The 23,546-nt window shown below is 74.2% G+C and carries 19 protein-coding genes; 14 read left to right on the forward strand and 5 right to left on the reverse strand.

Annotated elements, in window-relative coordinates:
* Positions 1-9 precede the first annotated feature (9 nt).
* Genes ACFV5H_RS10975 through ACFV5H_RS11005 form a run of 7 tightly spaced genes read left to right on the forward strand, consistent with a single transcriptional unit; the run spans position 10 to position 9,833 of the window.
* Positions 10-1,575 carry an ABC transporter substrate-binding protein gene (locus ACFV5H_RS10975; protein WP_385054508.1) on the forward strand — a complete coding sequence of 522 codons (1,566 nt, stop codon included), beginning with the start codon at positions 10-12 and terminating at the stop codon, positions 1,573-1,575.
* Positions 1,572-2,564, forward strand: a complete 993-nt coding sequence (locus ACFV5H_RS10980) for an ABC transporter permease (protein ID WP_385194127.1) — start codon at positions 1,572-1,574, stop codon at positions 2,562-2,564. Before ACFV5H_RS10975 ends, ACFV5H_RS10980 begins: the two co-directional genes overlap by 4 nt.
* Positions 2,561-3,382, forward strand: a complete 822-nt coding sequence (locus ACFV5H_RS10985; RefSeq protein WP_385194130.1) for an ABC transporter permease — start codon at positions 2,561-2,563, stop codon at positions 3,380-3,382. Before ACFV5H_RS10980 ends, ACFV5H_RS10985 begins: the two co-directional genes overlap by 4 nt.
* Entirely contained in the window at positions 3,379-5,076 is a 1,698-nt protein-coding gene (locus ACFV5H_RS10990; protein ID WP_385194133.1) for an ABC transporter ATP-binding protein, read from the forward strand. Before ACFV5H_RS10985 ends, ACFV5H_RS10990 begins: the two co-directional genes overlap by 4 nt.
* On the forward strand, positions 5,054-6,412 hold the full coding sequence (locus ACFV5H_RS10995) for a class I SAM-dependent methyltransferase (protein WP_385194136.1): 1,359 nt from the start codon (positions 5,054-5,056) through the stop codon (positions 6,410-6,412). Before ACFV5H_RS10990 ends, ACFV5H_RS10995 begins: the two co-directional genes overlap by 23 nt.
* The gene (locus tag ACFV5H_RS11000; RefSeq protein ID WP_385194138.1) at positions 6,409-7,833 is read left to right on the forward strand and encodes a class I SAM-dependent methyltransferase; all 1,425 of its coding nucleotides are present in this window, start codon (positions 6,409-6,411) and stop codon (positions 7,831-7,833) included. Before ACFV5H_RS10995 ends, ACFV5H_RS11000 begins: the two co-directional genes overlap by 4 nt.
* Positions 7,830-9,833, forward strand: coding sequence for a condensation domain-containing protein (locus tag ACFV5H_RS11005; RefSeq protein ID WP_385194140.1), 2,004 nt, complete (start codon positions 7,830-7,832; stop codon positions 9,831-9,833). The genes ACFV5H_RS11000 and ACFV5H_RS11005 overlap by 4 nt, the downstream gene beginning before the upstream one ends.
* A 44-nt stretch (positions 9,834-9,877) precedes the next feature.
* Here the strand turns inward: ACFV5H_RS11005 and ACFV5H_RS11010 are convergent, their stop codons facing one another.
* A complete protein-coding gene (locus tag ACFV5H_RS11010; protein ID WP_383348348.1) occupies positions 9,878-10,801 on the reverse strand; it encodes an NAD(P)/FAD-dependent oxidoreductase in 924 nt (307 codons plus the stop codon).
* Positions 10,802-10,895: 94 nt separating this feature from the next.
* On the opposite strand from ACFV5H_RS11010, the gene ACFV5H_RS11015 reads away from it, so the two are divergent.
* A complete protein-coding gene (locus ACFV5H_RS11015; RefSeq protein WP_385194142.1) occupies positions 10,896-11,984 on the forward strand; it encodes a saccharopine dehydrogenase NADP-binding domain-containing protein in 1,089 nt (362 codons plus the stop codon).
* A gap of 60 nt (positions 11,985-12,044) precedes the next feature.
* Here ACFV5H_RS11015 and ACFV5H_RS11020 read toward each other — a convergent pair whose 3' ends face one another.
* The 3 genes from ACFV5H_RS11020 to aztA form a co-directional block, all read right to left on the reverse strand.
* Positions 12,045-12,476, reverse strand: a complete 432-nt coding sequence (locus ACFV5H_RS11020; protein ID WP_385194144.1) for a Fur family transcriptional regulator — start codon at positions 12,474-12,476, stop codon at positions 12,045-12,047.
* 435 nt (positions 12,477-12,911) lie between these two features.
* Positions 12,912-13,082 (reverse strand): 50S ribosomal protein L32, encoded by a 171-nt coding sequence (gene rpmF / locus ACFV5H_RS11025; RefSeq protein WP_383348357.1) that lies wholly within the window; start codon positions 13,080-13,082, stop codon positions 12,912-12,914.
* A 168-nt stretch (positions 13,083-13,250) separates the two neighbouring features.
* Entirely contained in the window at positions 13,251-13,994 is a 744-nt protein-coding gene (gene aztA, locus ACFV5H_RS11030; RefSeq protein WP_385194148.1) for a zinc ABC transporter ATP-binding protein AztA, read from the reverse strand.
* A 14-nt stretch (positions 13,995-14,008) separates the two neighbouring features.
* On the opposite strand from aztA, the gene aztB reads away from it, so the two are divergent.
* From aztB to ACFV5H_RS11060, 6 genes are all read left to right on the forward strand, one after another.
* Positions 14,009-14,863: a zinc ABC transporter permease AztB gene (aztB, locus tag ACFV5H_RS11035; protein ID WP_385194150.1), complete on the forward strand. Its 855-nt coding sequence runs from the start codon at positions 14,009-14,011 to the stop codon at positions 14,861-14,863.
* Between the two features lie 17 nt (positions 14,864-14,880).
* Positions 14,881-16,131, forward strand: a complete 1,251-nt coding sequence (locus tag ACFV5H_RS11040; protein ID WP_385194152.1) for a hypothetical protein — start codon at positions 14,881-14,883, stop codon at positions 16,129-16,131.
* A complete protein-coding gene (gene aztC / locus ACFV5H_RS11045; RefSeq protein WP_385194155.1) occupies positions 16,128-17,087 on the forward strand; it encodes a zinc ABC transporter substrate-binding protein AztC in 960 nt (319 codons plus the stop codon). The genes ACFV5H_RS11040 and aztC overlap by 4 nt, the downstream gene beginning before the upstream one ends.
* Before the next feature lie 100 nt (positions 17,088-17,187).
* Positions 17,188-18,393 carry a zinc metallochaperone AztD gene (aztD, locus tag ACFV5H_RS11050; RefSeq protein ID WP_385194157.1) on the forward strand — a complete coding sequence of 402 codons (1,206 nt, stop codon included), beginning with the start codon at positions 17,188-17,190 and terminating at the stop codon, positions 18,391-18,393.
* A 264-nt stretch (positions 18,394-18,657) separates the two neighbouring features.
* Positions 18,658-20,649: a rhamnogalacturonan lyase gene (locus ACFV5H_RS11055; RefSeq protein WP_385194159.1), complete on the forward strand. Its 1,992-nt coding sequence runs from the start codon at positions 18,658-18,660 to the stop codon at positions 20,647-20,649.
* Positions 20,650-20,985: 336 nt separating this feature from the next.
* Positions 20,986-22,185 carry an oxygenase MpaB family protein gene (locus ACFV5H_RS11060; RefSeq protein ID WP_385194161.1) on the forward strand — a complete coding sequence of 400 codons (1,200 nt, stop codon included), beginning with the start codon at positions 20,986-20,988 and terminating at the stop codon, positions 22,183-22,185.
* A 125-nt stretch (positions 22,186-22,310) separates the two neighbouring features.
* Here the strand turns inward: ACFV5H_RS11060 and ACFV5H_RS11065 are convergent, their stop codons facing one another.
* Entirely contained in the window at positions 22,311-23,489 is a 1,179-nt protein-coding gene (locus ACFV5H_RS11065; protein ID WP_385050953.1) for a TetR/AcrR family transcriptional regulator, read from the reverse strand.
* Positions 23,490-23,546: the final 57 nt, after the last annotated feature.

The raw sequence follows: 23,546 nt of genomic DNA on the forward strand, positions 1-23,546 counted from the left end.
AAAGCAACCATGCACCAGCACCCGTCATCCCGTGCCACCCTCTCCCGCAGATCCGCCCTCACCGCCCTCGCGGCGGCCGGCGCCCTGCTGCTGAGCGCCTGCTCCGGCACACCCGCCGCCGACACCCCGCCCGCCCGCACCGGCGCGCCCGTCGACGGCGGCACCCTGCGGTACGCCGTCGCCGGCTCCCCGGCCACCGCAAGCGACGACCCGCACGGCGGCCTCGGCAACGAGTCCGACGTGCTGCGCTTCGCCCTGACCTACGACGTCCTGACAGTCCCCGGCGAGGACGGGAAGACCCGGCCGCGACTCGCCACGTCGTGGAAACCCAACGGCGCCATGGACCGCTGGACCCTCACCCTGCGCGAGGAGGCCCGCTTCACCGACGGCACGCCGGTGCGCGCCGCCGACGTGCTGTACTCCCTGAGCCGTATCGGCGAGAAGGCCGCCGAGAACTACGGCCGGCTCGCCGACTTCGACATGGCGAAGTCCACCGCCCCCGACGAGCACACCGTCGTCCTGGCCACCCGCGCCCCGATGGCCGACGCGCCCCGGGCCCTGGAATCCGTCACCTTCGTCGTGCCCGAGGGCACCGAGGACTTCTCCCGCCCCGCCACCGGCTCGGGCCCCTACCGGGTGGAGCGGACCGGCGCCCAGACCACGGTCCTGACCCGCAACGACACGTGGTGGGGCGAGCGCCCGCACCTGGACCGGATCGAGATCCAGGCAGTCGCCGACCCGCAGGCACGGGCCGACGCCGTCGCCTCCGGGCAGGCCGACGTCGCCGGCAGCGTCAGCCCCGCCGCCGTCAAGAGCGCCGGATCCTCGGCGCGGACCCAGGTCGTCCGGCGCGACGGGGTCACCGAGTACCCGTTCGTCATGCGCCTGGACACCGCGCCGTTCGACGACCCCCGGGTCCGCGAGGCGTTCCGCCTCGCCGCCGACCGCAAGGCCCTGGTCGACACCGTGTTCCTCGGCTACGGCAAGGTCGCCAACGACCTTCCCACCCCCTACGACCCCTCGGCCCCGGGGGACCTGCCGCAGCGCACCCGCGACGTGGCGAAGGCAAAGAGGCTGCTGGCCGAGGCCGGCCACGCCGACGGACTGTCCGTCACCCTGCACACCACCACCTCCTACCCCGGCATGGACACCGCGGCCACCCTCTACGCCCAGCAGCTCGCCGACATCGGCGTCGACGCGGAGGTGAAGGTCGAGCCGGCGGACACCTACTGGACCGCCGTCTACGCCAAGAAGGCGTTCTACACCGGCTACTACGGCGGCATCTCCTTCCCCGACCTCGTCCGTGTCGGGCTGCTGTCCGACTCCCCGACCAACGAGACCGCCTGGCGCAGCGAGACCTTCGACGACGGCTTCGCCCGCGCCATGTCGACCGCGGACGACGCGCGGCGCGAGGAACTGCTCTCCGGCATCCAGCGCGAGCTGTGGAAGGACGGCGGCTACGTCGTCTGGGGCACCGGGGACGGCCTGGACCTCGCCGCGCCCGGAGTGCGCGGACTGCCCGACGGGCCCGGGTTCCAACGCATGTTCATCGACCAGGTGTGGATGGCCAAGTGACACTGCGCGCTGCCGGCCGCGCCCTGCGCCCGGCCGGCCGGGCCGCCGCCCTGGCCGTCGCCGCCACGGCCGTGGTCTTCGCGGCCACCGAACTGCTCCCCGGGGACGCCGGGGAGCTGAGGACGGCCGGCCGGGCGTCCGCGGAGGACGTCGCGGCGGCGCGGGAGCGCCTCGGACTGGACCGGCCGGCCGCGGTGCGCTACCTCGACTGGCTGTACGGCATGGTCCGGGGAGACCTGGGACGCTCGCTGGCGGGCGGCAGACCGGTGGCGGCGCTGTTCGCCGAGCGGCTGCCCGCCACCGCCGTCCTGGTCGTGGTGACGCTCGCGGTCACCGTGCTGCTCACCGCGACGGCCCTGACCGTGACGTACCTGCGCGGCGGCCGGGGCGGCACGGCCGCCACCGGACTGGCCGCCGTGCCGCAGCCGGTCTACGCGGCGGTGCTCGGCGCGGTCCTGGCGGGACTGCTGGGCTGGCTGCCTCCCGTGTCCCTGCTGCCGCCCGGCGGTTCCCCCCTGGCGGACCCCCGGCTCCTGGTGCTGCCCGCGCTCACCCTTGCGCTGCCGTCGGCCGCGTTCGCCACCGCCCTGCTGCGCGGGGTGCTGGCCGACACCCTGCGCCGCCCGCACGTGGCCGACGCGCGGCTGCGCGGCCTGCCCGCCCCGCTCGTGCTGCACCGGCACGTCCTGCCCTTCCTGTCCGCGCCGGCGCTCCAGGTGACGGCCCTGCTGTCCGGCGGTCTCGTGGCGGGCACCGCCCTGGTGGAGACGCTGTTCGGCTATCCGGGCACCGGGCAGCTGCTGGTGTCCGCCGTCGCGGTGCGGGACGTTCCCGTGATCCAGGCCGCGGCCCTCCTCCCGGCCGTCGTCCTGCTGCTGGGCATGCTCCTGGCCGACCTGGCCGCCCGTCGCACCACGGTGCCCGGCCACGTGGGGGACACCGGTCCCTCGGGGCCGGGGCCGGGACCTGTACCGGGGAGGGCCGTATGACCGGCCGATCCCCGCGTCTCCTCCCCGGAGCCGTCCATCCCAGGCTGTCCGTGACCGCGGCCCTCGTCCTGCTGGTGTGCGTGCCGCTCGCCCGGTACGCCGCTCCGCACCCACCGGAGCGCACGGTCGCCGCACCCTGGGCGCCGCCGGGCGGACAGCACCCGCTGGGCACCGACGTCCTGGGGCGTGACGTGCTGTCCCGGGTCCTGGCCGGGGGCACCCAGCTCCTGGCGGTGTCCCTGACCGCCGCGATCACCGCGGTCGCCTGCGGCACGGGCCTCGGACTGGCCGCGGGCTGGTCGGGGGGCCGTGTCTCCCGCGCCGTACGGGCCCTGTGCGACCTGCTGCTGGCCGTCCCCGCCCTGGTCCTGGCGCTGGTGCTGGCCACCGCCCTGCCGGGTGCCACGGCGGTCGTCGTGGCGGCCGTGCTCGCGGGAGCCCCGCTCGCCGCACGGGTCGTCGGCACGCAGTGCGCGCAGCTGCGCGACAGCGGGCACGTGCACGCCGCCGTCGAGCGCGGCGAGCGCACACCCGCCGTCCTGTTCCACGAGGTGCTGCCCGCCCTGCGTCGCCTGGTGGCCGCCGACGCCGGGCTCCGGCTCGTCACGGCGCTGCAGATCGCCGCGGCCCTCGCCGTGCTCGGCCTGGGACCCCAGCCCCCGGACCCCGACTGGGCCCTGATGCTGAGCGAGAACCTGCCCGGCGCCGCGCTCAACCCCTGGGCGCTGCTGGCTCCCGCGGTCCCCCTGGCGGGCTGCGCCTGGGTGTTCGCCGCGGCCGCCCGGACGGCCGCCCGGACTCCGGGGGAGGCGGTATGACGATCCGCGCCCACGACGAGCCGTCTCCCGCCCACGCCCCGCTGCTGGCCGTCGAGGGCCTGACCGTCCGCCGTGCCCTCGACGGAGCCGTCGTCCTGCCGCCGGTCGACCTCCGCGTCGGCCCGGGGCAGGTGCTGGCCGTCACCGGAGCGTCCGGTGCCGGCAAGTCCACGCTGCTGCGCGCCCTGCTCGACGTCCTCCCGGACGGACTGCACCGCGCGGCGGGCACCGTGCGCTGGCGCGGGGAGACGGTGCCGCAGGGCCGGGCGGCCGGGCGGTGGCGGCGCGCCCGGTGCGGCTGGCTGGCGCAGGACCCGGGCGCGGCCCTCCACCCGCTGTGGCGCGTGGACCGGCTGATCGGCGAGGAGTTCACCGGTGACGCCGCCGCCCGCGGCCGGCGGGTCGGGGAACTGATGCACCGCCTGGGCCTCCCGCCCCGGCTCGCCTCCCGCCGGGCGGGGGAACTCTCGGGCGGACAGGCCCAACGGGTCGCCCTGGCCCGGGCCCTGTGCGCCGATCCGGAACTGCTCGTCCTCGACGAGCCGACCTCGGCACTGGACCGCGCGACGGCCGGCCTGGTGGCCGAAGTGGTGCGGTCCGGCCGGGGAGTTCCCGGCCGGTGCGTCGTCCTGGTCACCCACGACGCCCGGCTGGCCGCGGAACTGGCCGACCGGACCCTGGTGCTCGCCGCGGCGGCGGACCCGGGCCCCCGCACGGACGACCCCGCACGGGCCACGGCACGAGCGGCCGGCATCGTACGGGGACGGATACCGTGCTCCCCGGAAGCAGAAGCGGAAGCGGAAGCGGAAGCGGGCCCGGCCACCCTCACATGGGCCACGGCGCGAGCGGCCGGCGCCGTACGGGGACGGACGCCGCGCTCCCCGGAAAGGGAGCGGCGCGGCCCGGTCACCGGCCCCGCGCCGCCCCGCACTGCGGGCCCCGCCCGGTCTCCGGCCGTCGTGCTGTCGGCGCGGGGCCTGACCCTGCGCACCCCGGACGGCACACCGTTGCTCGACCCCACCGACCTGGACCTGCCGGCGGGCGGCTGGCTGGCCGTCACCGGGCCGTCGGGCAGCGGCAAGACGACCCTGCTGCACGCACTCGCGGGCCGTCGCCCACCGGCCGGCGGACACCTGCTCCTGCACGGACACCCCCTGCCCGCCGGGACCCGCTCGCGCGACCGGTGGATGCTGCGCGCCGTCCAGCTGGCCGGACAGGACACGGTGGGGGAACTCAACCCGGCGCACACCGCGGGCCGGGCGGTGGCCCGGCCGCTGAAGGTGTTCCACAAGACCACCGCGGCGGCGGGGCGGGAACGCGCACGGGAACTCCTCGAAGCCGTGGGACTCCCCGCCGGACTGGCCGGCCGCAGACCGGCGGCGCTCTCCGGCGGCCAGCGCCGCCGGGTCGTCCTCGCCCGGGCGCTCGCCGCCAAGCCCGACGCGCTGCTGCTGGACGAACCCACCGCGGGCCTGGACCCCGACTCGGCGCGACTCGTCCTCGACCTGCTGGACCGGCTGCGGGAGAGCGGGCCCGCCGTCCTGACCGTGACGCACGACGCCGGCACGGCCGCCCGCGCCGACCGCGTCCTCCACCTGACCGGGCACCGGCTGGTCCCGCGACCGACCACGCCCTCCGACCACCCCCACGACGACAGAACGGAGCACCTCGGTGTCCGACCACACGACGGCTGAACACACCGGCCGGATCGCGGAGTCACTGGCCGCCCATCCCTGGGTGGCCCGGGCCCGCCCCACGTCCGACGGCGGCGTCCACGTCGTCCCCCACCCGGACGCCGTGACCGCCGCACCCGAACCCGGCCCCCTGATGCGCGAGCACCTCGAACAGTGGGCCGAGGTCTACGAGTGGACGTACGAGACCGCCGAGGGGCGGCACGCCGACGACCTCGACCTGTCCGGATGGCGGGCCTCCGACACCGGGGCACCGCTGCCCGAGGCCCACATGCGGGACTGGGCGGAGCGCACCGTGGACCTCGTCCTGGCCCAGCGCCCGCGCAGGCTGCTGGAACTCGGCTGCGGCACCGGTCTGCTCGCCCACCGCCTGCACCCGCACCTGGACGGGTACGCCGGCACCGACGTCGCCCAGGTCGCGGTGGACCGCCTCACCGCCGCCGGCCTGCCCCGCACCGCGTTCGTCCGCGCCGCCGCCCACGAGACGGCCGCCTCCCGGGTGCGGGACACCATGGACGCCGCCTTCGGCCCCGGGGCGCTCCCCGACTGCGTGCTGCTCAACTCGGTCACCCAGTGCTTCCCCGACCTGGCCTACCTGACGGCCGTCCTGCACGGGGCGCTGTCCGCCGTCGAGGACGGCGGCACCGTGGTCGTCGGGGACATCCGGCATTCCGGCCTGCTGCTCGACCACTTCGGACGGCTGGAACGGGCGCGCGACCCCGAGGCGGACGACACGACGATCGCCGCCAGGGCGGCGGCCGCCGCCGAGGCGGACGAGGAACTGTCCTTCGCCCCCACGGCCGTCGCCGCCGTGCTCGCGGACCTGCCGCGGCCGGTCCGGATGAGCGTGCACGCCCGCACCATGGCCGAGGACACCGAACTCACCCGCTACCGCTACGACCTCGTGCTGCGCGTTGGCGGTCCGGGCACCCGGCGGGTGCGCCGTACACCCTGGGAAGGACACCGGGGGAGCGGCGTCCGGGAGGCGCTGCGCGGGGCGCTCGGCGGAAGGCCCGTCGTCGTCCACGGCATCCCCAACGCCCTGCTCCACGACGCCCCCGGGGCGGCGACCCCGTACGCCCTGCGCGAGGCACTGGCGGGAGCGGACGCCGCCGTACTGCTCGACGCCGCCGACCCGCGCATGCTGGCCGTGGCGTCGCCCGCGGACTGCGCCCCCGCCGCCGCGGAGGTGTTGTCGTTCTCCGGTCCGTCCGCCCACGAGCCGTTCCCCCTGTTCGTGCGGCGCCGCCTGCCCGAGGTGCTGCGCGACCACCTGCGCCGGGCCGAGCCGGGCACGACCCCGCCGGCGATCACCGTGGTGGACGGCGGCCGCGCGTGAACGGCGCCCTCACCGACGAGGTCCTCACCGGGCTCCCGGGCGTGACGGACTGGCAGCTGGTGCGCGGCGGCGCGCGGGACGCCCTGCTGGTGGCGGGCCCGCCTCCGCACCCGAGGGTGCCGACCGGTACGGGCCACGACGACGCCCGCGCCGCGAGCCGGGCCGCGTACGCCGGTGACGCCGCCGTACGCGGCACCGATCCGGCCGCCCTTCCGGCACTGATGCGGCAGCTCGACGAGACGGCACTGCTGACGATGGCCCGGGTACTCGACCGGACCCGGCTGCTGCGCGACGGCGGCCGGCCCACCACCGAGGAGATCCTCGGGGCCCTGGCGGTCGCACCCCGGCACGCGTGGATCGTACGGCGCTGGCTGCGCACCCTGACCGCGGAGGGCCGGCTCCGCCTGGACCCGGCGACGGGCCGCCACCACTCCCTCGTGGCGCCGGACCGCCGCGACCACGCCCGGGCGCTGCGCGAACTGGACGGCGCCTGTACGGGTCTGGGCTACCCGGCCGCCATGACCCGGTTCTTCCGGGCCGCGGCCGAACGGCTCGTGCCGCTGCTCCAGGACCGCACGTCCCTGCAGGAGGTCCTCTTCCCCGGCGGGGAGACGGGCACCGCGCAGGGCAACTACCGCGACAGCGTCCCCAGCCGCTGGGCCAACCACGCCGCCGCGTCCCTGATCGCGGACGAGGCCCGCCGCCGTACGGCACCGGCTCCCCTGCGCGTCCTCGAAGCGGGCGCCGGGGTGGGCGGTACCACCGGCACCGTCCTGGAGGCACTCGGCGGCGGGCCCGTCGACTACCTGTTCACGGACGTCTCCCCGTTCTTCCTGCGGGCGGCCCGGGACGTCTTCGGCGACCGTCCCGGACTGCGGCACGCCCTGTTCGACATCCAGACCGACCCGCTCGCGCAGGGCCTGGAGCCGGAATCCCAGGACGTCGTCCTGGCGGCGAACGTCCTGCACAACGCGCGGCACGCCGGACGTGCCCTGGCGGCCCTGCGGGAACTGCTGGTCCCCGGCGGGCTGCTGGTCCTGGTCGAGTCGTGCCAGGAGCACTACCAGGCGCTCACCTCCATGTACCTGCTGATGTCGCCGGCCCCCGGTGAACAGGGCTGGTTCACGGACCTGCGCGCCGGCCAGGACCGGGTCTTCCTCACCGCGGAGGAGTGGACGAGGCAGCTGGACGCGTCGGGCTTCGACCCGCTGCCCGTCCTGCCGCACGCGGCGCACCCCCTCGCCGCGGCGGCGGGCCAGCGCGTCGTCGCGGGACGCGTCCGGACCCGCGGCGTCCGACCCGACACCGGCCGCGTCCGCGCCGCGCTCGCCGACCGGCTGCCTCCCGACCTCCCCCTCCCACGGATCCACGCCGTGGACGACGTCATCCGCCCCACCGACCCGACTGGAGCCCTCTGTTGACCTCAGCCCCCGCCCCCGAGACCACCGCACCGGCCGACCTGGTCGACGCCGTCCGCGCCGTGTGGGCCGATGCCCTGGAGACCGACCCGGCCGCCGTGCCGGCGAACGCCAGCTTCCTGAGCCTGGGCGGCGACTCCGTCCTGGCCGTCCGCATGGCCGCCATGCTCCGCAAACGGCTGGGCACGCCGCTGGCGCTGGCGGACGTCCGGGTCGAGCAGAGCGCCGCGCAGCTCGCGGCCCTCGTCCACGAACGCAGCACCGGCACCGGCGCGCTGCGCCCGCTGCCGCTGGACCTGCGCCGGCGTGAGGACCCGGACGCCCCGTTCCCGCTGCTGCCGCTCCAGCAGGGCTACTTCGTGGGCCAGCAGGACGCCTGGGAGCTGTCCTACCGCTCCGCCCACCACTACGTCGACATCGGGCTGGAGGACGTCGACGCCGACGAGGCCCCCGAGGCGCTGCAGGACGCCCTGGAGCGCCTGGCCGAGCACCAGGCCGTCCTGAGGGCGCGGATCCTGCCCGACGGCCGGCAGCACATCCTGCCCCTGGACGACCCGGAGGCGGTCCCGCGGCTGCGGGTCACCGACCTGCGCGACGCCGACGAGGAGACGGCCGCGGCCCGGCTCGCGGAGATCCGCCACGAGATGAGCACCGAGGGCCCCGACCCGTCGCAGGGCTGCGGCCTGGACATGCGGCTGACGCTGATGCCCGGGGACCGCGCCCGGCTGCACTCCTCGACCAGCCTGCTGATCGTCGACGGCTGGTCCTCCGGCGTCTTCTACCGCGACCTGTTCGCCCTGGTCTCCGACTACAACGCCGTCCTCGCGCCCCTGGACATCGACTACGGCGACTACGTCACGACCCTGCGGGACCTGCCCGGCACCGAGGCGTGGCAGCAGGACCGCGACTGGTGGTGGGACCGTCTCGACGGCTTCCCGCTGCCCCCGGCCCTGCCGCTGGTGGCCGACCCCGCCGAGGTGCGCCCCACCCTGATGGGCACCCGGCAGGCGGTGCTCGACCCGGAGCGCTGGTCACGGCTGCGCCGGCTGTGCACCGAGCACGGTGTGACCCCGTCCGCGGCGATGTTCGCCGCCTTCGCCGCCGCCGTCGCCCGGGCCTGCGGCCACCGCCGATTCCTGCTCAACACCCTCCAGCTGAACCGCCTCCCGCTCCACCCCGACGTGTCACGCCTGGTGGGAGCCTTCTCCTCCACCATGCTCCTGCCGGTCGACCTGCCGGCGGCCCCCGTCTTCGCCGACCTCGCCGGCCGCGCGCAGCAGGACATCGGCGACGCGCTCGCCCACAACCTGATCACCGGCGTGGAGGTCTCCCGCGAACTGGGCCGCCGCCGGGGCACCCACCGCCCGGTGGCACCCGTCGTCTTCCAGTCCACCCTGGGCGTGGACGCGGCACTGGGCAGCGAGGTGCCCCAGGAGGCCGGCCCCCTCGGGGCCATCGACCTGCTGAGCCACCACCAGCAGCTGCGGACGCCCCAGGTGGCCCTGGAGGTACGGCTGTTCGAGCTGCGCGGGGAGCTGGTGGTCGTCTTCTCACTGGTCGAGGAGCTGTTCGCGGGAGCCGACGTCGACCGGATGTTCGCCGACCTCATGGCCACCGTGGAGGCGCTGGTCGAACCGGACGCCTGGGCCGCCGTGGTGGAACTGCCCGACGCGGTCGACGGTGAGCAGCAGGCGGAACCGCGCCGGCCGGCGTCCGGCCGGCGTCTGTCCGTACCCGCGGCGGCGTCCGGCGGAGCGGAGCCGGGCCCGCCCCGGGACGACACGGAGCGGGCCGTCGCGGCGCACTGGCACGAGCTGCTGGACCGCCCGGTCGACGAGCGCACCGCCGACTTCTTCGCGCTCGGCGGCGACTCGCTGCTCGCGGTGCGGATGCTCGCCTCGTTCGCGCGGGAGGGACGGGGACGGGTGACGCCCCGGCGTTTCCTGGAGCAGCCCACGGTGGCCGGACTCGCCGCCGCCCTGCGTGAACCGGACGACCGGTGAGAAGGGTGCGGCGGGGGCGGAACCGTCCCCGCCGCACCTCGGTGTCAGCCGTTCAGGCCGGCGTCCTCGCGGAAGAGCTCCTGGTCCAGCCAGACCGCGGCCCGGGCGCCGTCGGCGGCACCGGTGATCACGAAGGTGAGGGCGTCCGGCAGCGCCTCCAGGCGGGCGGTGTCGCCGGCCGCGTACACCCCGGACACGGACGTGCGCTGGAACTCGTCCACCCGCACACAGCCGTCCGGGAGGATCACACACCCCAACTCCTCGGCCAGCGGGGAGTGCTGGCGGGTGGGCGCCCGGTGGTAGACGCCCTGCCGTTCGAGCACCCGCCCGTCGGCCAGGACCAGGCGGACGGCGCCCTCCTCGCCCTCGACGCGGGTCACGGCCGTCTCCTCCACGGCGATCCCGGCCGCGGCGAGCCGGCCCGCGGCCTGCTCGGGCACCGGGTGTCCGTCGGTGCACACGATCACGTCCCCGCTGAACCGGTCGGCGACGTAGAGGGCCTGCATGACCTGCGGCAGTTCGTGCCCCAGGACGGCCAGGCTCATTCCGCTCGTCTCCCAGCCGTGGCAGAACGGACAGTGGTACACCCCCCGGCCGAACAACGCGGACAGTCCCCCGATCCGCTCGTCGAGCACGTCGACCTGCCCCGTGGCGAGGACCAGCTTGCGGGCGCGCTCCACCGTGCCGTCGGCCAGCGTCACGGCGAAGCCCGGCGGCTCGGGGGCGGCGGCCGTGACGGCGGCCTCCCGTACCTCCACGTTCGGGTAGACGCCGAGCTGTTCCCGGCCTATGCGGCGCAGCTCGGCGGGCGGGAAGCCGTCCCGGCTGAGGAACATGTGCATCTGCTCCGCGGGCGCGTTGCGCGGGCGGCCCGAGTCCAGCAGGAGGACCCGCCTGCGCTGACGTCCGGAGACCAGCGCCGCGTTGAGACCCGCGGGTCCTCCGCCCACCACGATCACGTCGTACATCGTCGGTCACTTCTCCCGTGGTATGTCGATCAATAAGTGCGATAATAATTATCATTTTCAAGAAGGGGTTCGGTGGGAAATGACGAGGAAAACCGTGCGTCACACGGGAACCGTCGGCGTGCTGGGCGGCTACGGAGCGGTCGGTGGAGCCGTCGTGCGACGGCTCCACCGGGCGGGTGCCGGCCCGTTGCTGGTGGCCGGCCGCAACCGGGCCCGGGCCGAGGCGCTGATCGCGGGCCTCCCCGGAGGAGGCCCGGACGTGAGCGCCCGCGCCGTCGACCTGGCCGACGCGGAAGCACTGGACCGCTTCGCGGCGGGCTGCCGGCTCGTCGTCAACTGCGCGGGGCCCTCGTACCGTGTCCTCGACACGGTCGCGCGGTCCGCGCTGCGAGGCGGCGCCGACTACGTCGACGCGGCCGGTGACGACCCGGTCCACCACCTGCTCGCCACCGACGGGGGCACCGAACGGTGGTCGGCGGCCGGACGGGTGGCCGTGCTGTCCGCCGGCGCGCTGCCGGGCCTGTCGTCACTGCTGCCCCGCGCCCTCGCCGCCCGCACCCCCGGTGCCGAGGTACTGGACGCCTACCTGGGCGGTGTCGCACCGCTCACGCCGGCCGCGGCCGGAGACGTACTGCTCGGCCGGGGGCCGGAGCACGGCACGCCGGCGGCGGCCTGGCAGCGGGACCGCGTCCGGGAGCGCGCCCTGTCACCCCGCCGGGGGCTGCGGCTCGACGCCTTCCCCGCCCCCGTCGACGCCTTCCCCTACCTGTCCACCGAGGCCGTCCGGCTGGCCCGCGCCACGGGCATCGGCCAGGTGCGCTGGTACACCGTCTTCGGCGGCGGGCGCCTGGCCGAGGAACTGGCCATGGCGTGGGTCCTGGACAGCGCGGAGACCGCCGGGCTGGTCGCGGCGGCCGACGAGGACGTGCGGCGCCACGGGGCCTGGTACGGACAGGAGTTCCACCTCCGGGAGAGGGCCGTGGACGACCGGCCGGTCGCGAGCCTCGTCCTGCGCGCCGCGGACTCCTACGAACTGAGCGGGTTCCTCGCGGCCGTCGCCGCTCTCCGGACGCTCGACGGGGCGATCGCCCCCGGTGTGCACTTCGCCGCGGACGTGCTCGATCCCGCACGCGTCACCGAGGAACTGGCGGCGGACGGAGCGGCGGAGCTGAGCATGTCGTAAGACGTCCGCCGGTGCGCCTCCCGGCCCGCCCGCGGACGGACCGGAAGGCGCACCGGCGGGTCAAACGCCCGTTCGGTGCTCCGTCGGTCCGGGGCGGCAGTCGTCGCACACACCCGTGAGTTCGACGGTGTGGTCCACGGCGTGGAATCCGATGTCCCGCGCGATCCTCGCCACCCACTCCTCGACGTCCTCGGAGTCGACGGCCAGACTGAGGCCGCACTCCCGGCAGACGAGGTAGTGGCGGTGGCCGTCGTCCGCTCTGGGCCGGTAGAGACGTTCGCCGTCGCCGTCCCGCACCACGTCGACGTTCCCGGCCGCCTCCAGCAACCGGAGCGTGCGGTAGACGGTGGACAGACCCACCGCCGTGCCGCCCGCGACCAGAGTCGCGTGCAGGCTCTGCGCCGAGACGAAGACGTCGCGGGCGCGCAGGGCGTCGAGGACCGCGGTCCGCTGCGGGGTCGTGCGCCACGCGCCGCGATCCCTTCCGTGCATGAGTGTGCCTCCCGTCGCTCATGAGGGCCGTCCGGGCATCGCCGGGGCGGGCTCGGACAGGCCTGTGCCCGGGCCGGACGGCCGCCGTCACGCCCTCGTGACCGGGTCCGGGACCGCGGATCCGGCCGGTGTTCCGGGGAGGGGAGCAATCGCCGGCGGGCGCCCGCCGGCCGTCAGCCGCGCGGAGAGGGCCGCGCGCGGGTCCGACCACCGAGGGCCGGTGCCGACGAGTACCTGCTCCTGTGCGTGAGGGACGTCGGCGCACCCGGTCCCGGACGGCTCGGAGCGGGCCACGGGACCGTCACGTCCTCGTGGTGAGGAGGTGCCGTGCTCCCCGCTCTTCGCGCAGTGTCCGTCATGGAGCTCCCGGGCCCGCCCCGACACCGGGGAAGCCCGGCGGCACGGCGGCGGGCAGGCGCCGCGAGGGCGTCGAGGTCAGCCCTCCGGGCGGAGCAGGCCGCGCCGGTAGGCGGGCACGAGGTGCTGCGGTACCCGGTGGGTCACGCCGTCCACCGTGACCGGCACCAGGTTGGGCGCGCTCGCCTTCCACCGGGCGCGGCGGTGGCGGGTGTTGCTGCGGGACATCTTGCGCTTGGGCACGGCCATGGGGGGTTCCTCTCGGTCGGGACGGTCCTACGGCACCGAACGCGCCGCCGGTGGGCAGGGGAGCGCCCCGACCGGGCCGGAGGCCGTCGGCCGCGGCGCCGCGTCAGGGCGCCATCAGCATACGACAACGGTTTTCATGTGCGATAGCCGTGTGGGGCCGCCGGCGCCTCAGGCCGGCTGCCAGGTCTGGGTGAGCGTCGAAGGGGTGAGGAGCCGCTCGGGGTTCCCCTGTCCCGCCAGGCGCCCCTCGCGGAGCAGAAGACAGGAGTCGGCCGAGCGGGCGGCGTCCAGATCGTGCGTGGCGTGGACGACGGTCACGCCGTCGGCGGCGAGTTCCGCCAGCAGCGCCGCCGTGCGCTCCCTGGCCTCGGGGTCGAGTCCGGTGGTCGGCTCGTCGAGCAGGAGCAGGTCCGACTCCTGGGCGAGTCCCTGGGCGATCAGGGCGCGCTGTCGCTGGCCGCCGGACAGCTCTCCGAGTTGACGCGCGGCCAGGTCGGTGATGTCCAGCCGCTCCATGGCCGTGTCCACGGTGGCGCGGTCCCGCCGGGTCAGCCGGCGCCACGGGCCGCGTTCGCCCCAGCGCCCCATCTCCACCGTCTGCCTGACCGTCAGGGGCAGCGTGTCACCGATGGCGCCGCGCTGCGGGACGAACGCCGGAGGCCGGTTGCCGTCGTGGCGGAGTTCCCCCGATGTGGGCCGGATCACGCCGGCCAGGACGCCGAGGAGGGTCGACTTCCCGCTGCCGTTCGGGCCGATGAGTGCGGTGGTGGCCAACGCCGGTATTTCGAGCGTGAGTTGATGAAGGACCGGGCGGCCGGCGTAGCCCGCGGACAGCTCGGTCAGGCGGATGCGGGAGGCAGTGCCCTCGGGGGCGGGGGAGGGGAGGCCGGATTTTTTGAACATGATTTTCATTGTAGTGTGCTCGCATGGAGTGGTTGACAGCCCCTTTCGAGGCGACCTTCGTGCAACGCGCCTTGTGGGGCGGGATTCTGGTGTCGGCGATCTGCGCCCTGGCGGGCACATGGGTGGTGCTGAGGGGGATGGCCTTCCTCGGTGACGCCATGTCGCACGGGCTGCTGCCCGGAGTGGCGCTCGCCGCGCTGCTGGGCGGCAACCCGATGGTGGGGGCGCTGCTGAGCGCGGCGGTCATGACGGCCGGTGTCACCGCCCTCAACCGCACCCCGCGGCTGTCCCAGGACACCGGTATCGGGCTGCTGTTCGTGGGGATGCTGTCGCTCGGCGTCATCATCGTGTCGCGGTCGCAGTCCTTCGCGGTGGACCTGACCGGCTTCCTCTTCGGTGACGTCCTCGCCGTGCGCGAACAGGACCTGGCGCTGCTGGGCGTGGCCCTCGTACTGGCCCTGGCCGTCTCGGTCCTCGGCCACCGCGCCTTCCTGGCCCTGGCGTTCGACCCGCGCAAGGCCCGGACGCTCGGGCTGCGTCCACGCCTGGCCCATGCGGTGCTGCTCGGCCTGCTGGCGCTGGCCATCGTCGCCTCCTTCCACATCGTGGGGACGCTGCTGGTGCTGGGCCTGCTCATCGCTCCGCCGGCGGCCGCGCTGCCCTGGGCGCGCGGCGTGCGGGGCGTGATGGTCCTCGCGGCGCTGCTCGGCGTGACCGCCACCTTCGTCGGCCTGCTGCTGTCCTGGCACCTGGGCACCGCCGCCGGCGCGACCGTCTCCGCCCTGGCCGTGAGCCTGTTCTTCCTCTCCCACCTGGCATCCGGCATCCGCCACCGCCGCACACACCCGGCCGGCGTCCGTCCGTCGGCGATCGACTGAGAAAGACCTGAGAGGCGATGTCCTTGTTCGTCCGAAAAAACGTCACTGCCGGGGCACCGGCCGCGTTCGTGGCCCTCGCGCTGCTGACCGCGGGCTGCGCGGGGCAGGACGACGACACGTCCTCCCCGAAAGCGGGTTCCACGGCCGCCGCCACCCCGCACGGGTACGTCGAAGGAGCACAGGAGGCGGCCGAGCAGCAGTCACGGCTGGTGCTCAACGACCCGGACACCGGAGACACCCGCGTACTTGACCTGATCACCGGCAGGACACACGAGGAGTCCCGGACGACGGGCACCGCGGAACTCACCACGGACGGCCGGTTCGGCTACTTCCCCACCCCGGACGGCACCCGCGTCCTCGACGCCGGCACCTGGACGGTGGACCACGGCGACCACGTGCACTACTACCGCGCCGCGATACGCGACGCCGGCAGGTTCCCGGCGGGCTCGGGCGCGCGGGTGCGCGGCGACGCGGCCGTCACCGCGGTGACCGGTGAGGACGGCCGGGCCACGGTCCACCGCCGGGCCGACCTGGAGGAGGGCCGCGTCGGCTCCCCCCGCACGCTCCCCGGAACCCACGCCGGGGCGGTGGTGCCGTACGCGGAACACCTGCTGACCCTCACCGGCGACGGGCAGGGCGGCACGCCGAAGGTCGCGGTGTACGACCGTGAGGGCGGGCGCGTGGAGTCCCCGGACGCCACCTGCGAGGACCCGGCGGGCGACGCCGTCACCCGGCGCGGCGTCGTCTTCGGCTGCGCCGACGGCGCCCTGCTGATCCGCGAGGACGACGGGGACTTCACGGCCGAGAGGATCCCGTACGGCCGCGACCTGCCCGCGGGGGAACGGGCGTCGTCCTTCCGCCACCGCGCGGGCAGCGACACCCTCACCGCACCGGCCGGGGACCGGGCCGTATGGGTGCTGGACGTCACCGAACGCACGTGGACCCGAGTGGAGACCGGCCCGGTCGTCGCGGCCAACACCGCCGGAGAGGGCTCCCCGCTGCTCGTCCTGGAGACCGACGGAGCACTGCACGGCTACGACACCGCCACCGGCGAGCAGGTCGCCCGGACCGAGCGGCTCCTGACCGGAGACCCGCGGGCGGGCACCGGCGGACGCGGACCCGTGATCGAGGTCGACCGCAGCCGCGCCTACCTCAACGACCCGGAAGGCGGCCGCGTGCACGAGATCGACTACAACGACGGCCTGCGCGTCGCCCGCACCTTCGACCTGGACATGAAGCCGGCGCTGATGGTGGAGACCGGACGATGACGACACCGAGGCGAACCGTTCTGCGGCTGCGCGGCCTCCTGGCGGCCCTGATCGTCCTCGTCTGCGCGGGTACGGCCACCGCCTGCACGAGCGGCGACGAGCGGCCCCGGGTCGTGGTGACGACCAACATCCTCGGCGACATCACCCGCGAGGTCGTCGGCGACGAGGCCGACGTCACCGTACTGATGAAGCCCGATACCGACCCGCACTCCTTCGGCCTGTCGGCCGTGCAGGCCGCCGAACTGGAACGCGCCGACCTGGTGGTCTTCAACGGCCTGGGCCTGGAGGAGAACGTACTGCGGCACGTGGAGGCCGCCCACGAGTCCGGCGTCGCCACCTTCGAGGCCGGCAGGGCGGTGGACCCGCTCACCTTCCGGAAGCAGGCCGACGGAGGTCCCGCGGAGGAGGCCGGACAGCCCGACCCGCACTTCTGGACCGACCCCGACCGCGTGCGCGAAGCCGCCGGCCTGATCGCCGACCAGGTGATCGAGAACGTGGACGGCGTCGACGAGGAGGCGGTCCGGGACAACGCCGAACGCTACGACGCACAACTCGCCGACCTCACCACCTGGATGGAGAAGTCCTTCGACGGCATACCCGAGGACCGGCGCGCCCTGGTGACCAACCACCACGTCTTCGGCTACCTCGCCGACCGCTTCGGCTTCCGGGTGATCGGCGCGGTCGTCCCCAGCGGCACCACCCTGGCCTCACCCAGCTCCTCCGACCTGCGCTCGCTCACCGAGGCCATGCGCGAGGCGGGCGTGCGCACCGTCTTCGCCGACTCCTCCCGGCCCACCCGCCTGGCCGAGGTCCTGCGCACGGAACTCGGCGGCGGGGTACGCGTCGTCGAGCTCCACTCCGAGTCGCTGACCGGGAAGGACGGGGGCGCCGACACCTACCTGCGGATGATGCGCGCCAACACCGAGGCCATGACCGACGGCCTGACCACCGGCTGAACCCGCGCCACCGTGCCGGGCCGGCACGACCGGCCGACACCACCCACCACCCACCACCACACCGACGCCGCGTCCGCGCGGCCGGAAGGGAACACACACAGTGAACAAGTCGATACGCGGCAGAGCCGTCTCCGGTACGGCCCTCGCCCTCGCGGTGTCCGCCGTCCTGACCGCCTGCGGGGGAGGGGACGGTGCCTCGTCCGACACGAAGGCGGCGAAGACGACGCCCGGCGCCACACCCGCCGGCGACGTCAAGGACCCGCTGGTCGCCACCTTCGACGGGGGCCTGTACATCCTGGACGGCGAGAGCCTCGAACTCACCGGGACCATCGAGCTGCCCGGCTTCAACCGGGTCAACCCCGCCGGAGACGACGACCACGTCATCGTCTCCACCGACGCGGGCTTCCGCGTGCTGAATGCCACCGGTCAAGCCCTCACCGACATCGAGTACAAGGGCACCAAGCCCGGACACGTCGTACGGCACGCCGGCAGGACGGTGCTCTTCACCGACGGCACCGGCGAGGTCAACGTCTTCGACCCCGCCGACCTCGCCGGCGGCAAGAAGCCGGAAGGACGCACCTACACCTCCGCCGAGGCACACCACGGCGTCGCCATCGAACTGGCCGACGGCGAACTCCTCACCACCCTCGGCACCGAGGAGAAGCGCACCGGCGCGCTGGTGCTGGACAAGAACGACAAGGAGATCGCGCGCAACGAGAGCTGCCCCGGCGTCCACGGCGAGGCCGCGGCCCAGGGCGAGGCCGTCGCCGTCGGCTGCGAGGACGGCGTCCTGATCTACAAGGACGGCGAGTTCACCAAGGTCGACGCCCCCGACGACTACGGCCGCATCGGCAACCAGGCGGGCAGCGACACCTCGCCGGTCCTCCTGGGCGACTACAAGACCGACCCCGAGGCCGAACTGGAGCGGCCCACCCGCATCTCCCTCATCGACACCAGGACCGCGAAGCTGCGCCTGGTCGACCTCGGCACCAGCTACTCCTTCCGCTCACTCGGACGCGGACCGCACGGCGAGGCGCTCGTCCTCGGCACGAACGGCACCCTCCACGTCATCGACCCCGGGACCGGCGAGGTGGAGAGGAAGATCCCCGTCGTCGACGCGTGGCAGGAGCCGCTGGACTGGCAGCAGCCCAGGCCCACCCTCTTCGTCCGCGACCACACCGCGTACGTCTCCGAACCGGGCGAGCGGGGACTCCACGCCGTCGACATCGAGACCGGCGAGAAACTGGCGTCGGTGACCCTGCCGAAGAGCACGAACGAACTCTCCGGCGTCACCGCAGGCCACTGACGGCCGACTCGGCAAGGCAGCAGCGCCCCGGCCCGCCGGCCCGATCCGGCACGGCCGGGGCGCCGCTGCCGCGGGCGACCTCGACCCGCTCGCCGAGCCCGCGCTCACGTCCGACATCCGGATCCCGCTCGCAATGTTTCGAAACTACCCGCACGAACACGCGGGTTGACCCTGCCGATCGGTCGTCGCCAGACTCGGACGGCCGATCGTTGAATCGATTCACTTCTGCGAGACCTCTTGTCCGACGAGCAAAGGAGCACCCGTATGGGCAGGGAATCCACCGTTCCCGGCACTCCCCGTGCCGGACGCACCGCGGTCACCGCGACCGGCCGGTCCCGCTTCCGGCTGATCGCCGTCTGTATCGCCGTCCTGTCCCTGGCCGCCACCGCGTTCACCGGTCCCGCCTCCGCCTCCGGCGGCCACCGGCCCGACCGGCCGCTGCGCCAGATGGAGAACCTCGACCGGGCGCCGGTCGCCGTGCGGACCGAGGACGGTGTCTTCGTCGGCTGGCGGATGCTCGGCCTGGACCCGGAGGGCGTCGCCTTCCACGTCTACCGGGACGGCCGCCGCATCACCCGCACCCCGGTCCGCGGCGCGACCAGCCTCACCGACCCGCGCGGCACCGCCGACTCGGTCTACCGGGTCGAGGTCCTGCGCGGCAGCCGGGTCACCGAGCGCACCGACAGGTTCGGCGTCTGGTCCCAGCAGTACCGGGAGATCCCGGTCGACCGGCCCGCCGGCGGTGTCACGCCGGCCGGGCAGTCGTACACCTACCACCTCAACGACGCGAGCGTCGGCGACCTCGACGGCGACGGCCGGTACGAGATCGTCCAGAAGTGGGACCCGAGCAATTCCCAGGACAACTCCCGGAGCGGCTACACCGGGAACGTCTACCTCGACGCATACACCCTGGACGGCGAGCGGCTCTGGCGCATCGACCTGGGCCGCAACATCCGCGCCGGGGCGCACTACACCCAGCTGATGGTCTACGACCTCGACGGCGACGGCCGCTCCGAGGTGACGGTGAAGACGGCCGACGGCACGGTCGACGGCACCGGCGCCGTGATCGGCGACCCGGCGGCCGACCACCGCAACAGCAGCGGCTACGTGCTGACCGGCCCGGAGTACCTGACGGTCTTCGACGGCAGGACCGGTGCCGCCGTCGACACCGTGGACCACGTTCCCGGGCGGGGCGACACCTGCGCCTGGGGCGACTGCTACGGCAACCGTGTCGACCGCTTCCTGGCCGGAGTCGCCTACCTGGACGGCGAGCGCCCCTCGGTCGTCTTCGCTCGCGGCTACTACACCCGCACCACCCTGACCGCCTTCGACTTCGACGGCGAGAAGCTGAAGCAGCGCTGGGCGTTCGACTCCGACGACCTGGGCGCCGAGTACAAGGGCCAGGGCAACCACAACCTGTCGGTCGCGGACGTGGACGGCGACGCGAAGGACGAGATCGTCTACGGCTCGCTCACCGTGGACGACGACGGATCGCCGCTGTACAACACCGAGCTGGGCCACGGCGACTCCCTGCACGTCTCCGACCTCGACCCGAACCGCCCCGGCCTGGAGGTCTTCGCCGCCCACGAGTCGATGGCGGCCTCCGGCAACCGCGGAGCGACGTTCCGGGACGCGGCCACCGGCGAGATCCTCTACGACATGCCCGCGACCAGGGACATCGGACGCGCGGCGGCCGGTGACATCGACCCCGCCCATGCGGGCGCGGAAGCGTGGGCGGTCACCGCGACCGGCGCCTGGAACTCGCGCGAGGGCGAACTGAGGGCGGCCGACGGCACGTTGCTCGGCACGTCCATCCCGTCGGCCAACCACATGATCTGGTGGGACGGCGACCCCCTACGGGAGATCCTCGACCACGACTTCAACGAGTCGACCGACCCGGCGGGCCGGCCGTACGTCGCCAAGTGGGACGCGAGGACCGGCACCCAGAACACCGTCTTCCAGCCCGAGGGCGTGTACACCAACAACTGGACCAAGGGAAACCCCGTGCTCCAGGCAGACCTGTACGGGGACTGGCGCGAAGAGGTGATCTACCGCGCCCAGGACGAGTCGGCGCTGCGGATCTACACCACGACCGCCGAGACGGACCTGCGGCTGCGCACCCTGATGCACGACCCGCAGTACCGCCTCGGGGTGGCCTGGCAGAACGTCGCCTACAACCAGCCGCCGTGGACCGGCTACTTCATCGGACAGGACATGAAGCGGCCGGCCCGGCCGGCCATCCGCTACACCCGCTGACCAGCGTGCGTCACCTGTCGTGACGCACGGCTGAGCGACCGTCCGGCGGCCGGGCCCCCGGCCGCCGGGCCCGGTCCGAGCCCCCGGCCGCGTCGACCGGCGGCCACTTCGGGCACAACCCGTCGTCAGCACGTCGCGTCGGAGAGGAGCCGGCGGGCCGTGGGCCGACATCGGTGACGAGCCTTCTGTCATGACCATTGCCGACAGCAACGCACCTCGCTATGTTAATCGAAAATCACATCTGTGCGACGAGGTCCATCACGCATTGGTCGCGCAACCGGCAAGTCTGCGAAGGCATCTGGAACCATCTGGCCCATCAGGGAAGCAGGTAAGTCAATGGAGAACCTCAGCAGGCGAAAGGCGCTGTCACTAGGTGTCGCACTCGGCCTCGTGGGCGTGGCGAACCCCGTCCGGGCGTGGGCGTCGGAGGGCTCGGTGACGGGGGCCGCCGCGGGAACCGGTCCGGAGTGGATCTGGGACGACGCGGCGGACCCCCTGATGGCTTCGATGCTCGACGACGGACACGTTCCGGCGATCAACACCGCGTGGGCGTCGTGGGTGAACAACGACGACCCGCTGCCCGGCGGCCTGCCGGCCGAATTCGCCGCGTACCTGCGACAGGTGAACCAGCTGCCCTCCTGGGCCGACCCCGTCAAGCTGGCCCGCGCCGCCGACTTCAACCGGCGCAAGGACACGTACCTCTTCATGCTGTACGGCCTCGGCAGCGGCATCATGAGCACCGTGATCCCGCGCGAGGCCAAGAGCGTCTACTGGTCCGCGGGCGGCGCCGACATGCAGGACCGCGCGGCCAAGACGTTCACGTTCGGCTACGACCTGTCCCAGCTGGGAGCCTTCAAGCCGACGGGACAGTTCGTCGTCACCGCCAACAAGACGCGCGTGGTGCACGCCGCGGTACGTCACCTGCTGCCGCAGTCGCCGCACTGGCGGGCGGTCGCCGACGAGACCGTTCCGATCAGCGCCGCCGACATCCTCGTCACCTTCCACAGCCTGGGCACCTACGTGCACCGGAAGCTGCTCGACTGGAGGATCCCGTACCCCGCGGCGGACCAGGAGGCGTTCCTGCACTCGTGGCAGGTCGCCGTCCACCTGCTCGGTGTGCCGTACGAGCACATCCCCAGGACCTGGGCGGCCGCCGAGAAGCAGTCGGCGCAGGTGCTCACCCCGATCCTCACCCCGTCGACCGAGGGCATCGAGCTGGCCGAGGAACTGCTCGGCCTGACCGCGCAGATCGACCTCGGCGTCACACGCGGGTTCCTGAACGAGTTCGTGCGCTACGTCCTCAGCGACGAGGTCGGCGACTGGCTGGGACTGAAGCGCGACTACGCGGCGGCGGCCCTGGTCCGCACCGCGTGGCCGGCGTTCATCCTGTTCCGTGAGGGGCTGTCGCCCGTCATGCCCGGCACCTTCTACATGTTCGACCAGTTCGTGCGCGCCCTGGCCATGCTGTTCCTCAACAAGGGCTCCTCCGGGACCACCACCCCCATCACGATCCCCACCGGGAACAGGCCGGGCTGAGCCGCCGAACCGGTCCCGCCCGTGCCCGCCCCGCGGCAGACGGACCGAGGGGCGGGCACCAGGTGGCTCCCGCACGAGGCGCCTCCCGGCGCGGAGCCTCGCCGCTGCCGGGTTCCGGCGGCCGTTCAGAGACCCAGAGCGCCCACGACCAGAGCGGTCACCGCCGCACGACGGCCGGGGCTGTCCCGCCACCGCAGTCTGCGTCCCGCCTCGACCACCACACCGAACCCCGCGTGCACCAGCACCCGGGCCTGGCGCGGGTCCAGCTCCGGACGGACCAGCCGCAACTGCTGCTCCCAGACGGCGATGTGTTCCCGCTGGGCGAGGAGCAGGGGCCGCCGCAGGTCGGCCGGCAGGCCGGCGAGCTCGGCCTCGGCGACGCTGTTGAGTTCGGTGTACTCGAAGCTGTAGGCCACATACGTCGCCGCCAGCATGACGACGGCGTCGTGCGGGCCGGCCACCTCGTGCAGACTCCGCTCCACACCCTGGGCCAGCAGCCCCGCCGCCTGGAGGCATGCCGCCGCCAGGATGTCGATCTTGCCGGGGTAGTGCCGGTAGAGCGCGGACGGGGTCAGCCCCACCGCCTGAGCGATCTGTCCGTTCGTGACGTTGGCGAATCCGTCCCGGGCGAACAGCGGGACGGAGGCCGCGAGGATCTCCGCGCGCCGTGTGCGCGGCACCGGCCGGGCGGGCAGCTCGACGGGGCGCGTGCCCGGCCGGCCCGCCGCCGGATCGGTCGCGGCCACCCGCAGCGCGGACGCCAGCAGCAGCTCCTCGGCCCGGCGCCCGGCGATGGAGGTGCGGTGCATCGTGATGGACCCGATCGCACCGAGGGCCGCCATGGCCCGCAGTCGCTCGTCGGGCAGCGGGCGCTCGTGCTGCACCGCCTCGTCGACCCGCTCGACGAGACGGCCGAACTTCACCGCGAGACGCCGGCGGTCCTCACGGTCGAGGTACCGGGCCTCCCACCGGTACACGCCGCCCGACGCGCGATGAGCGACGGTGACCCGGGTGACGGCGGTGAGCACGTCCGTCAGGGACGCCCCGGACGGCACCTCGTCGAGCGCGGCGACCAGCCCGTCCACCATGACGTGGGCGCACGCGGCGAACAGCGCGTACTTGTTCGGGAAGTGCCGGTACAGAGCGGTCGCGGTGATCCCCACACCGGCGGCGACCTCCTCCATGGACGCCTTGTGGTAGCCGCGCTCGCTGAAGACCCGCCCGGCCGCGTCGACGATGAGCTGCTTGCGGTTGCGGGGCCGGGTGGCCGCGGCCGGACGGGCGGGCGGGGAGGCGGGAGCCATGCCGATCAGTCAATCACACGCCGTCAGCAGGCCGGGCTCCCTCGGCGCGGACCGGCA

Origin of the sequence: Streptomyces sp. NPDC059787 (genome assembly GCF_042732315.1) — a bacterium.
In the GTDB taxonomy this organism is placed as follows: Bacteria; Actinomycetota; Actinomycetes; order Streptomycetales; family Streptomycetaceae; genus Streptomyces; species Streptomyces atrovirens.

Coding starts and splice junctions, on each gene's coding strand:
- ACFV5H_RS10975 (WP_385054508.1), top strand. CDS start 10: ATGCACCAGCACCCGTCATCCCGTGCCACCCTCTCCCGCAGATCCGCC.
- ACFV5H_RS11010 (WP_383348348.1), bottom strand. CDS start 10,801: ATGTACGACGTGATCGTGGTGGGCGGAGGACCCGCGGGTCTCAACGCG.
- rpmF (WP_383348357.1), bottom strand. CDS start 13,082: ATGGCCGTGCCCAAGCGCAAGATGTCCCGCAGCAACACCCGCCACCGC.
- aztB (WP_385194150.1), top strand. CDS start 14,009: ATGGAGTGGTTGACAGCCCCTTTCGAGGCGACCTTCGTGCAACGCGCC.
- ACFV5H_RS11040 (WP_385194152.1), top strand. CDS start 14,881: ATGTCCTTGTTCGTCCGAAAAAACGTCACTGCCGGGGCACCGGCCGCG.
- aztC (WP_385194155.1), top strand. CDS start 16,128: ATGACGACACCGAGGCGAACCGTTCTGCGGCTGCGCGGCCTCCTGGCG.
- ACFV5H_RS11065 (WP_385050953.1), bottom strand. CDS start 23,489: ATGGCTCCCGCCTCCCCGCCCGCCCGTCCGGCCGCGGCCACCCGGCCC.
- ACFV5H_RS10990 (WP_385194133.1), top strand. CDS start 3,379: ATGACGATCCGCGCCCACGACGAGCCGTCTCCCGCCCACGCCCCGCTG.
- ACFV5H_RS11020 (WP_385194144.1), bottom strand. CDS start 12,476: ATGCACGGAAGGGATCGCGGCGCGTGGCGCACGACCCCGCAGCGGACC.
- ACFV5H_RS11055 (WP_385194159.1), top strand. CDS start 18,658: ATGGGCAGGGAATCCACCGTTCCCGGCACTCCCCGTGCCGGACGCACC.
- aztA (WP_385194148.1), bottom strand. CDS start 13,994: ATGAAAATCATGTTCAAAAAATCCGGCCTCCCCTCCCCCGCCCCCGAG.
- ACFV5H_RS11060 (WP_385194161.1), top strand. CDS start 20,986: ATGGAGAACCTCAGCAGGCGAAAGGCGCTGTCACTAGGTGTCGCACTC.
- ACFV5H_RS10985 (WP_385194130.1), top strand. CDS start 2,561: ATGACCGGCCGATCCCCGCGTCTCCTCCCCGGAGCCGTCCATCCCAGG.